8 protein-coding genes are annotated in these 11,432 nt (G+C 54.2%); 7 read left to right on the forward strand and 1 reads right to left on the reverse strand.

Annotation, left to right across the window (positions count from 1 at the left end; translation table 11 throughout):
- Positions 1 to 12: 12 nt before the first annotated feature.
- The 7 genes from WIH05_RS12725 to WIH05_RS12755 all read left to right on the forward strand — a co-directional run bounded on the left by WIH05_RS12725 (position 13) and on the right by WIH05_RS12755 (position 10,352).
- Positions 13 to 2,013: a DUF4118 domain-containing protein gene (locus WIH05_RS12725; RefSeq protein WP_022274300.1), complete on the forward strand. Its 2,001-nt coding sequence runs from the start codon at positions 13 to 15 to the stop codon at positions 2,011 to 2,013.
- Positions 2,014 to 2,151: 138 nt separating this feature from the next.
- Entirely contained in the window at positions 2,152 to 3,519 is a 1,368-nt protein-coding gene (locus WIH05_RS12730) for a TrkH family potassium uptake protein (RefSeq protein ID WP_022274301.1), read from the forward strand.
- A gap of 15 nt (positions 3,520 to 3,534) precedes the next feature.
- On the forward strand, positions 3,535 to 4,182 hold the full coding sequence (locus WIH05_RS12735) for a TrkA family potassium uptake protein (RefSeq protein ID WP_022274302.1): 648 nt from the start codon (positions 3,535 to 3,537) through the stop codon (positions 4,180 to 4,182).
- Between the two features lie 168 nt (positions 4,183 to 4,350).
- Complete coding sequence (locus WIH05_RS12740) at positions 4,351 to 6,981, forward strand: sensor histidine kinase KdpD (protein WP_022274303.1); 2,631 nt, start codon at positions 4,351 to 4,353, stop codon at positions 6,979 to 6,981.
- The gene (locus tag WIH05_RS12745; RefSeq protein ID WP_022274304.1) at positions 6,974 to 7,672 is read left to right on the forward strand and encodes a response regulator transcription factor; all 699 of its coding nucleotides are present in this window, start codon (positions 6,974 to 6,976) and stop codon (positions 7,670 to 7,672) included. Before WIH05_RS12740 ends, WIH05_RS12745 begins: the two co-directional genes overlap by 8 nt.
- Positions 7,673 to 7,821: 149 nt before the next feature.
- Entirely contained in the window at positions 7,822 to 8,997 is a 1,176-nt protein-coding gene (locus WIH05_RS12750) for a malic enzyme-like NAD(P)-binding protein (RefSeq protein ID WP_022274305.1), read from the forward strand.
- A gap of 65 nt (positions 8,998 to 9,062) precedes the next feature.
- Complete coding sequence (locus tag WIH05_RS12755; protein ID WP_022274306.1) at positions 9,063 to 10,352, forward strand: DUF6128 domain-containing protein; 1,290 nt, start codon at positions 9,063 to 9,065, stop codon at positions 10,350 to 10,352.
- A gap of 37 nt (positions 10,353 to 10,389) precedes the next feature.
- Here WIH05_RS12755 and WIH05_RS12760 read toward each other — a convergent pair whose 3' ends face one another.
- Positions 10,390 to 11,085 carry an anaerobic ribonucleoside-triphosphate reductase activating protein gene (locus WIH05_RS12760; protein WP_022274307.1) on the reverse strand — a complete coding sequence of 232 codons (696 nt, stop codon included), beginning with the start codon at positions 11,083 to 11,085 and terminating at the stop codon, positions 10,390 to 10,392.
- Between the last annotated feature and the right edge of the window lie 347 nt (positions 11,086 to 11,432).

Genomic DNA, 11,432 nt, shown 5'->3' on the forward strand with positions numbered 1-11,432 from the left:
GAGCATATCGGAATGGAAGAAATGAGACCGGATTCGGAGCAGCTTTTGAAGCGGATCCAATATGAGGAAAAACGGGAGCAGGAAAAAAACCGGGGGAAGATGAAGGTTTTCCTTGGTTATGCAGCTGGAACAGGAAAGACCTACGCCATGCTGGAAGCGGCTCATGAGGCAGAAAAGAGTGGGATCGATGTGGTGGCCGGTTATATCGAGCCTCATAACAGGCCTGATACAGAAGCTCTGAGGGAGGGCCTTGAGGAAATTCCTCCGCTGATGGTGGATTATAAGGGGATCCAGCTGCGGGAATTCGATCTGGATGCAGCGCTGAAGCGGAGGCCACAGCTTCTGCTGGTGGATGAGCTGGCCCATACCAATGTCAGGGGATGCAGAAATGAGAAGCGGTATCAAGATGTGATGGAGCTTCTCCAAGCGGGGATCAGTGTATATTCCACGGTCAATATCCAGCATCTGGAGAGTCTGAACGATCTGGTGGGGAGTATTACAGGGATCCAGGTCCGGGAACGGATCCCGGATTATGTTTTTGACCAGGCGGATCAGGTGGAGGTCATAGATATTGAGCCGGACGATCTGATCCGTCGTATGAAGGAGGGAAAGATATACGGAGAGAGCCAGGCGGAACGGGCGCTCTCCAATTTTTTCCGGCGGGAAAAGCTGGTGGCTTTACGAGAGATTGCCTTGAGGCGGACGGCAGACCGGGTCAGCCGGATGGCGGAGGAGGAAAGGAGTCTTTCCGATAACCAGGATTATCATACAGGAGAGCATATCCTGGTCTGCATTACGGCGGCTCCATCCAGTGCCAAAGTGATCCGGACGGCTGCCAGGCTGGCAGACGCGTTCCGGGGCAGGCTTACAGGGCTGGTGGTAGAGACTGCAAAGATCCGGGAGGCCGATGAAAAGACAAAGGCGGCCTTGAGGGAAAATATGGAAATAGCCAAGGTCCTGGGAGCCAGGGTCGTTACGGTTTGCGGCTCTGATGTGGCCTCTCAGATCGCCCAGTATGCCAGGATCAGCAATGTATCAAAAATCGTTTTGGGGAGGACCAATCATCTTACCATCCGGCCCATGTACCGGTCAGAGCTTTTGGAAAAGCTTACCTACCTGGCCCCCAATATAGACGTATACATCATACCGGACATGCGCCAGACCAAACGATACCATCCGTCTCAGATGGAAAAAAGGAAGAAAGGGGATTGGAGAAAAACGGTTCTGGATCTGTCACTCATTACGGCTGTGATGGCAGCGGCAGCGTTTCTGTCCTTAGCATTTCTGAAACTGGGACTTTCGGGAACGGATCAGATCATACTATATCTTCTGGGTGTCCTGATCTCCTCTTATATTGCGGACCGGAAGATCTACTCCTTATATTCCGCTCTTCTGAGTGTTGTTTTATACAATTTTTTCTGTATAGAACCGCTTTACAGCTTAAAAGCTTACGACAGGGGAGACTCTGTTACCTTTATCCTTCTGTTTTTCTCCGGGTTCTTCGCTGCGGCAATGACAAGAAAGCTAAAGCAGCAGAACGTGGAAAGCGCCAAGATCGCATACCGGACAGGACTTTTGCTTGAAAACAGCCAGAGGCTCCGTCGGTGCCGGAGGGAAAAAGAGGTCTGGGCGCTGACAGCGGCCCAGGCCGGAAAACTTTTAAATTTATCGGTGCTGATCTACCCGGTGGATAAAAAGGGGCGTTTGGGAACAGCGATGGTGTTTCCCCGGCCGGGAATGTCAGAAGAAGAATTTTCTGTTTGCCTCAGTACCCGGGAAAAGGGAGTGGCCCAGTGGACGGCGGCCAACGGACACCGGGCAGGTGCCTCGACACATACGCTGCCGGATTCCCTGGCGTTGTATCTGCCGATCCAGGATGAGGATCAGGTAAAGGGGGTCATGGGAATTTATCTGGAGGAACGCCGTCCCATTGCAGAGTTTGAATATAATCTTCTGACAGCCATGCTCAGTGAAGCCGCCGTAAAGCTTAAGGATACCTTTCCACAGGAATAAATGCTCCTGTCTCTGCCCGTCTTTATACAATATTAATACAGATTCTTATATACTCATACCGGCTTAATGCGTTTAAAGATATAATAAGGATGCAATAAAGACCATATTAATAAGAAGATTTACAGGCAGGTGCGGAATATGTGGCAGAACCTCAAGTGGGAGATCAATGCAAAGTTTAAAGAAAAGATACACAGACACGTTTCCTCGTTCCAGGTGATCATCTTGGGCTTTATGCTGGTGATCCTTCTGGGCAGCCTTTGTCTGACGCTGCCCCTGGCCACCAGGGACGGACAGGGCGCGTCCTTTCTGGACGCTCTCTTTACATCCACCTCGGCGGTATGTGTGACCGGACTGGTGCTCCATGACACAGCCTCCTACTGGTCCGTGTTCGGACAGGCGGTGATCCTGTTTCTTATCCAGATCGGAGGCATGGGCGTGGTGACAGTCTCTGTGGCAGTGGCTATTTTCTCGGGCCGGAAGATCAGTCTTATGCAGCGGAGCACCATGCGGGAGTCCATTTCCGCTCCCCAGGTGGGCGGTATCGTCCGTATGACGGAATTTATCCTGAAAACGGTATTTCTGGTGGAGCTTCTGGGAGCTGTGGCCATGGCTCCAGTGTTTGTACGGGATTTTGGCTTCCTTAAGGGAGTCTGGTATGCCATGTTCCACTCCATTTCCGCCTTCTGCAACGCGGGCTTCGATCTGATCGGGATCCGGTCTCCTTTTTCCTCCCTGACTACATACGCGTCCCAGCCAGTGATCAATCTGACGATCATGGCGCTCATCATCGTAGGAGGCATCGGCTTTCTGACCTGGGAGGATGTGAAGAGGAACCGGCTCCATTTCAGCCGGTACCGGATGCAGAGCAAGGTGATCCTGGTGACAACGGCAGTGCTGATCGCAGCTCCGGCCGCCTGGTTTTTCTTCTTTGAATTTTCGGAGCTGCCTCTGGGAACGCGGCTATTAAGCTCTCTGTTCCAGTCAGTGACGCCCAGGACTGCCGGCTTCAACACGGCAGATCTGACAAAAATGACCGAGGCAGGCCAGATGCTCATGATCGTTTTAATGCTCATCGGTGGCTCTCCCGGATCCACCGCCGGAGGAATGAAGACCACCACCATTGCCGTGATCTTCTCCTCTGCCAGGGCAGTGTTCCGGCAGAAGGAGCGCGCCCATTTCTTTCAGCGCAGGATCCCGGAGGAGGCCATCCGCAACGCCGGAGCCATTCTTCTGATGTATCTGGGGCTGTTTTTGGCAGGCGGCATGTTCATCAGCTATGAGGAGGGGATCCCTCTTCTGGACGCATTATTTGAGACTGCCTCGGCCATCGGCACCGTGGGGCTGTCCCTTGGCGTTACGCCGGAGCTGGGACGGATCTCCCAGCTGATCCTCATCGGTCTTATGTTCTTTGGCCGGGTGGGAGGACTTACGATCATTTACGCGGCTGTATCCAGCCGCTGTGTCAGCGGATCCGCGTTCCCGCAGGAACGGATCACAGTGGGATAAAGGAGGAATTAAATCATGAAATCTATACTACTGATCGGATTAGGAAGATTTGGAAGACATATCGCCATGAAGCTGGACGAGCTCCATCACCAGGTCATGGCCGTGGACACAGATGAAAAGCGGGTGGAGGCGGTGCTTCCCTATGTGACCAATGCCCAGATCGGAGACGCCACAGACGAGGAATTTTTAAGCTCCCTGGGAGTGCGGAACTTTGACGTCTGCATCGTAGCCATTGGGGACAATTTCCAGAGTTCCCTGGAGACCACCTCCCTTTTAAAGGAGCTGGGAGCGGGCTATGTGGTATCCAGGGCAGCCAGGGACGTCCAGGCCAAATTCCTTTTGAGGAATGGAGCGGACGAGGTGGTGTATCCAGAAAAACAGCTGGCTGCCTGGACCGCCATCCGTTACAGCGCAGACCACATTTTTGATTATGTGGAGCTGGATGAGGAGCATGCGATCTTTGAGGTGGCAGTCCCGGAGGGCTGGGCGGAAAAGACCATCGGCCAGCTCAATGTGAGAAGAAAATACAACATAAACATCATGGCCATGAAGCATGATGGAAAGATGAAGCTGAATATCTCGCCGGATACGGTCCTTCCGGCAGAGGATACCATGCTGGTTCTTGGGAATATCCGGGATATCCAGAGATGTTTCCATATCTAAGAGAAAGAAGTGACCCGTATGAAGGAAGCGATCCTGCTCTGTCTGGTACTGGCGTCATTTTATGGAAGCTGGCGTTTTATGGGGAAGGCAGACGTTTTTTTTGACAGCCTTGAGTTCCCGGACCAGGATGATATATAATAGTGGTATATTCCGGGAAGGAGACTGGCGATGACAGAAGAAAGACAAAATGCAGGGGAAGGCGGAAAAAGCGGCCAGCTGAAGATCTTTTTTGGATACGCGGCAGGAGTCGGGAAAACGTATGCCATGCTCCAGGCGGCGCTGACGGCAGAAGAACGGGGCATGGACGTGGTCATCGGCTCCATTGCGCCGTACCGGTCGCTGGAGGACACAGCCCTGGCGGAGCGGCTTCGGGCCATGGAACGGCTGGAGGAATTTGACCTGGACCAGGCCATCCGGAGAAAACCGGATCTGATCTTAATGGACGATCTGGCCTGCGAAAATCCTAAGGGGAGCCGGCATTCCAGGAGATACCAGGATATCCGGGAGCTTTTGAAGGCCGGGATCAGCGTTTATACCACGGTCAGCGCCCAGAACATAGAAAGCCTGAATGATATCGTGACGGCCATTACCAGGGTCCCTGTAAAGGACAGGATTCCGGATTCGGTCTTTGATCATGCAGATCAGGTCGAGCTGGTGGATCTGGAGCCGCGGGAGCTTCTGGAGCGGCTTAGGAACGGGGCCCTGGCGGAAAAGGAGGGGGAGCATTCGCCGGGAACGGCATATTTTACGGTGGCAAATCTGACGGCCCTGCGTGAGGTGGCCTTAAGACGGTGTGCCGACCGGATCAATATGCTGACCAGGGGAGACGGAGCTGCTCATGGAGATGAGCACGTTCTGGTCTGTCTGTCGGCATCCCCCTCCAACGCAAAGATCGTCCGAACTGCGGCCAGGATGGCAAATGCGTTCCGCGGGGCATTTACGGCCCTGTTCGTAAAGACGCCGGATCTGGCATACATGGACGAAGAGGACCGGAAACGTCTCCAGTCCCATATGCGGCTGGCAGAGCAGCTGGGAGCCAGGATCGAGATCCTGTACAGCGACGATATCCCATTCCAGATCGCTGAATTTGCCCGGATCTCTGGAGTCTCAAAAATCGTCATCGGGCGCAGCGCTGCCACCAGGGATCATATATTCAGCAAGCCTGCCCTGACCGAAAAGCTGATCTCCAACGCGCCGGATCTGGACGTATATATCATTCCTGACGCTGATCCGGGCTCTTCCTTTTACAGAAAACGGCATTTTGGGACGCGCCGCCACCTGGTCTTTTCGGCCGGAGATATCTTAAAAAGCATTGGGATCCTTCTGGCGGCCAGCTGCATTGGTTTTTTTTTCTATAACCTGGGGGTCAATGAGGCCAACATCATCACCATCTATGTGCTGGGGGTCCTGGTGACGGCCCTGGTGACAAAAAACCAGATTTACAGCCTGATCTCATCCGCCGTCAGTGTTCTGGTGTTCAATTTCCTGTTCACAGAGCCGCGCTATACACTCCAGGCATATGCTCCCGGGTATCCGCTGACCTTCAGCGTCATGTTCCTGTCGGCTTTCATCACAGGCTCTCTGGTGATGCGGCTGAAAAGCCACGCAAAGCAGTCGGCGGAGGTGGCTTTCCGTACCCGGATCCTGTTTGATACCAACCGGCTCCTGCAGCAGGCCAGGGGGCAGGAGGAGATCACTTCTGTATCTGCGGGCCAGCTGGTGAAACTGCTAAAAAAGGACATTGTGGTCTATCCGGCGGAAAATGGGGTGCTGGGAGAGCCGCAGATCTTTCAGGCCGGGGAAACGGAGCCAGATGCCGGCTGTATCTCCGCCAGGGAGCGGGAGGTGGCCGCCTGGACTCTGAAAAATAATAAACACGCGGGAGCCACCACGGATACTTTTTCCGATGCCGGCTGTCTGTACCTGGCTATCCGCGTGGGCGAAAACGTTTATGGGGTCCTTGGGATCGTTATGGAAGGCGGAGAACTGGACGCCATGGAAAACAGCATCCTCTTATCTGTACTGGGAGAATGGGCCTTTGCCCTGGAAAATGAAAAGAGCACAAGAGAAAAGGAGGAAGCCGCCGTTCTGGCAAAGAACGAGCAGCTGAGAGCCAACCTTCTGAGGGCCATTTCCCATGATCTCCGAACGCCTCTGACCTCCATTTCCGGAAACGCCAGCAATCTTCTGGCCATGGGCCAGGACTTTGACGAGGAGACGAGGAAACAGCTTTATACGGATATTTATGAAAATTCCATGTGGCTCATCAATCTGGTGGAAAACCTCCTGTCCATCACCCGGCTGGTGGAGGGCCGCTTAAATTTAAATATCACCGAGGATCTGGTGGACGACGTGGTGGCCGAGGCATTGCGTCATGTGAATAAAAAAAGCGCAGAGCATACCATCGTTACAGAAAGCGGGGAGGAATTTCTCCTGGCCAGGATGGATCCCAGGCTGATCGTCCAGGTGATCATCAATATCGTCAACAACGCCATCGAATATACGCCCGCCGGCTCCCATATCACGATCCGGTCCGAAAAAAAGGATGGAACGATCATCCTTTCCATTGCCGACGATGGGCCTGGGATCCCAGATCAGGAAAAGCCCAGGGTATTCGATATGTTTTACAGCGGAGGGAATCCGATCGCCGACAGCCGGCGCAACTGCGGCATTGGCCTGTCCCTCTGCCGGTCCATCATAGACGCCCACGGAGGGGAGCTGACTGTTTCAGACAATGCGCCCCATGGAGCAGTCTTTACATTTACATTGCCAGCAGGGGAGGTACAGCTTCATGAATAAACCTTTGATCCTTGTGGTGGAGGATGACAGATCTGTAAACAATCTGATCACGACGATCCTAAAGACCCATGACTACCGGTATCTGACGGCCTTGAACGGTGCTGAGGCGGTGCTGGAGGCATCGTCCCATAATCCGGACATCGTACTCCTGGATCTGGGACTGCCGGATACGGACGGAGTGGACATCATAAAAAAGATCCGTACCTGGTCCAATATGCCCATCATCGTCATCAGCGCCAGGAATGAGGATAAGGATAAGATCGAGGCCCTGGACGCAGGGGCTGACGATTATGTGACGAAGCCCTTTTCCGTGGAGGAGCTGTTAGCCCGTCTGCGGGCTACCACCAGGCGGCTTTCGGCCTCGGGACAGACTCAGGCGGAGGACGCGGTGTTTGAAAACGGGGAGCTTCGGATCGAATACGCCGCCGGATGCGCGTGGCTTGGGGATAAGGAGCTTCATTTAACGCCCATTGAATATAAGCTTCTATGCCTTCTGGCCAGGAATGTGGGAAAGGTCCTGACCCACACGTATATTATGCAGCAGATCTGGGGCAGCAGCGGAGCCAGTGATATCGCTTCCCTGCGGGTGTTCATGGCCACCTTGAGAAAAAAGATCGATTCCAGCGTGGACGGTCCCCAGTATATCCAGACCCATATCGGTGTGGGATACCGGATGATGAAGGTCGAATAGGCTTGAGATTTGCCGGCTTTTGTGCTATTTTTAAATTATTGGACGGGACATACAGCCGCCGCGCCGTCTTCCTGGGATCCTGACAGGCCCCGCCTCCGGGCGGGAGGAGAAGGCTGGAGACTGAAACGAAAAAAGAGGAGGAACAGCCAGTGAACTTTAATGAGGAAGCTTTAAAGCTCCATGCAGAGCACAAAGGTAAGATCGAGATCAGGAGCAAGGTGCCCGTAAACACAAGGGACGATCTGAGCACCGCTTATACGCCGGGGGTTGCCGAGCCGTGCCGGAAGATCCATGCAGACAAAAAGGAAGTATATAAATATACGGCCAAGGGAAACCTGGTGGCCGTGGTCTCCGACGGAACCGCCGTTCTGGGGCTGGGAGATATTGGACCAGAGGCCGCCATGCCGGTGATGGAGGGAAAGGCGATCCTGTTTAAGGAATTTGGAAACGTAGATGCCTTCCCCATCTGCCTGGATACCAAGGACACTGAAGAGATCATCCAGGCTGTAAAGGCCATCGCCCCCTGCTTCGGCGGCGTGAATCTGGAGGATATCGCTTCCCCCAAATGCTTTGAGGTAGAGGCCCGTCTGGAAAAGGAGCTGGATATTCCGGTGTTCCACGACGACCAGCACGGAACCGCCGTTGTGGTCACGGCTGCCCTTTTAAATGCCTTAAAGGTAGTGGGAAAGAAGATCGAAGAGATCCATGTGGTGTTAAACGGTCCTGGATCTGCCGGGACAGCCATTATTAAAATGCTCCTGGCGGCCGGAGTGAAGCACATCATCGCCTGCGATGAGAACGGCATTCTTTATAAGGACCGGGGCGTGGGCATCAAGGACCATAAAGAGATGCTGTGCGGGATCACGAACCTGGAGGATAAGAGGGGAGATCTGGCAGACGCCCTTGTGGGCGCGGACGTGTTTATCGGCGTTTCCGTGGGCGGAGCCTTAAAGCCGGAGATGATAAAGACCATGGCCAAGGATCCTATCGTTTTTGCCATGGCGAACCCGACGCCGGAGATCATGTACGATGAGGCCATGGCCGCAGGCGTGAAGGTCATGGGAACGGGCCGATCCGATTTCCCCAACCAGATCAACAACGTCCTGGCCTTCCCAGGGATCTTCCGGGGCGCGCTGGACTGCGGAGCCCGTGACATCAACTATGATATGAAGGTGGCCGCCGCCCATGCCATTGCAGAGCTGGTGACCGACGATAAGCTGTGCGCCGAATACATCATTCCCGGGGCCTTAGAGCCGGGAGTTGCCGCCCATGTGGCGGAGCGTGTGGCAGAAGCCGCCGTAAGATCCGGAGCCATCCGGAAATAAACTGGATATCCTGAGAATATTTCATCACCCCTCTGTCATATACTGTATAACAGAGGGGTGAAAATATGTCTGACTATCGCAGATTGATTTCCTATATTTATGAATATGAAGGAAAAGAAAAGGGAAAGAATGTAGGCTTTGTAAAGCTGGAGGCCAGGAATGGGCAGTGCCGTCTGAACCTGAGCGTAAAGAAGGTGTATATGGGAAGCAGCGCCATCGGCGTGTTTCTTCTGTCCAAGGCCGGGACGGAGGTTTTCCTGGGAAACATCTTTATCCGCAGCGGAGCTGGAGAGTTCCGGGCTGTGGTGGATGCGAAAAATGTGGAGGGAAACGGCGGGGGACTGGATACATATTACGGGCTGACCATCCATGACGTAAAGAATCCCTGGCGTTCCTATACGACGATCTGGGAGGATGCCGTGGAACCGGAGACGCTGCCGGGGTCCCTTCCGGGGGACCAGGGAAACGGGGACACTGTAAAAATGCTCCCGGCTGAGGAAATACTGCCGGGAAGTCCGGACCAGAGCGAAGAGGAGCCAGTGATGGCCGTGGCCAGCGTGGTGCGGGAGATCGAGGCGGAGATCGCCCGGGAGGAGGAGCGGAGGAGCCGGGAGGAAATGATCCTGCCTCAGGCATCTGAGCCGGAGACGATGCCGGTGGAACCAGCTGTGCCGCCGGTCACGGAGGAGCTGCCAAAGGAACCTTCCGAACCGCCAGCACCCGAGGAACTGCCAGCACCGGAGGAGATACCACCCGAACCGGAAGCTCCGGTTTTCCCGGAAGAGCTGCCGCCTGCATCGGACCGGAAGTCTGGGACGAACCGGGTATCTCCCGCTTCCAGGTCCGGAGACAGCCGGTCAGGGACTGAAACAGCTCCGTCTTCCGGCCGGTCTGCCCCGGAAAAGGATCCTTCCCTTTCCCGTTCTCCGGAGCTGGAAAATCCAGAGGTTCTCAGATACCTCCAGGAAACAGAGGATGTGACGGCAGATCCGGAAAAGCTGTGGCAGGAGCTGCGGAAATCCTACCCGAAGATCCAGCCCTTTGATTATGAGAGCGGCTGCGAGATCTTAACGATCCGTCCCCAGGATATCGGCCGCCTGCCCAGGGAAAGCTGGGTGTACGGAAACAACAGCTTTCTGCTCCATGGCTATTATAATTTCCGGTATATCATCCTGTTCCGCCTTGGGAACAAGGACGGCCGCGCCCGCTATCTCATCGGGGTCCCCGGCCATTATTACAGCAGCGAGAAATACATGGCATCCATGTTTGGATTCCCCAATTTTGTCCTGTCAAAAAAGCAGCCGCCCAACGATGGCCGCTTTGGATACTGGTATACGGATATCCGGGTGCGGTAAAAGGCTCTGGCTCCAGAGGATAAGAGAGGCCGGGTGTCTAGTAGTCGATGCCGCGGAGCTCTGCATGCCCCACAAAAGGCTTTACGATCTCCAGATAAGAGGTCAGCTCCGGGATGGTGCAGCTTGTGTATATGGGATTCAGTACACTGCCGGAATCAGAGAAGTTCTGGAGAAAATACAGGGGAGCCCCTGCGATCCATGGTCCGATCTTCTGGAAATCCTCCGCAGAGTGGAGCTCTCTGACCACGGTGGTACGGAATTCATAGGGGACGGCCCCACTTTTTAAAAATTCAATACTTTCACGAATGTTTTCCATCTGGAGGGACGATACTCCGGCCACCGCCGGGTACCGTTCCTCACATGCTTTTATGTCCATGGCCACATAATCGACGAGGCCTTTTTCACAGAGACGTTTCAGCACCTCCGGCCGGTAGCCGTTGGTATCCAGCTTGATCTGGTATTCCAGCGCCCGTACCTTCTGAATGAAATCCTCCAGATCTGGCTGGAGCGTGGGTTCTCCGCCAGTGATGGCAGCCCCCTCCAGGATCCCCTTCCGTTTTTTTAGGAAATCCAGTACCTCCTCGTCGGTAAAGGCCGCCGGGGCGTCGCTTCCCAAAAGGTCGCTGTTGTGACAGAAGGGGCAGCGGAAATTGCAGCCCCCGGTAAATATGGTTGCGGCCACATGGCCGGGAAAATCTAAAAGCGTCGTTTTCTGTAATCCGCAGATCTTCATAATATCCCATCCTTTCCCCATGAATATATCACTCCTCCGGCTCCGTGTAAAGCGGACGGCGGCTGCCGGTCCGGGCGGCTGGATGCGCCATTATTTTTGTGAGAAGGCCACCTGCGATATATTTATAGAAAAAACAGAAGAAAAAACGACAGCTTTCTGCTATAATGGGAATATCGGAGGAAATGATGTACAGCTTTCTGGCTGGAAGGGAGAAATTTTCATGAAACATAAGGCAGTGAAAGAGCTCCTGCGGTTCGTCCTTGCCGTATTTCTGTCTGTATCAGCAGTGCTCGCCGTCAGCATTTTCATGAACGGCATGTACCTTCTGGGGATCCCCGATCCGGAGG

This window comes from Alitiscatomonas sp. (assembly GCF_037242085.1).
Lineage (GTDB): Bacteria > Bacillota > Clostridia > Lachnospirales > Lachnospiraceae > Alitiscatomonas > Alitiscatomonas aceti.

Bases quoted from the DNA above. Each gene is read 5' to 3' on its own strand.
- WIH05_RS12730 (WP_022274301.1), top strand. From the start codon at position 2,152: ATGTGGCAGAACCTCAAGTGGGAGATCAATGCAAAGTTTAAAGAAAAG.
- WIH05_RS12760 (WP_022274307.1), bottom strand. From the start codon at position 11,085: ATGAAGATCTGCGGATTACAGAAAACGACGCTTTTAGATTTTCCCGGC.
- WIH05_RS12725 (WP_022274300.1), top strand. From the start codon at position 13: ATGGAAGAAATGAGACCGGATTCGGAGCAGCTTTTGAAGCGGATCCAA.
- WIH05_RS12745 (WP_022274304.1), top strand. From the start codon at position 6,974: ATGAATAAACCTTTGATCCTTGTGGTGGAGGATGACAGATCTGTAAAC.
- WIH05_RS12740 (WP_022274303.1), top strand. From the start codon at position 4,351: ATGACAGAAGAAAGACAAAATGCAGGGGAAGGCGGAAAAAGCGGCCAG.
- WIH05_RS12755 (WP_022274306.1), top strand. From the start codon at position 9,063: ATGTCTGACTATCGCAGATTGATTTCCTATATTTATGAATATGAAGGA.
- WIH05_RS12735 (WP_022274302.1), top strand. From the start codon at position 3,535: ATGAAATCTATACTACTGATCGGATTAGGAAGATTTGGAAGACATATC.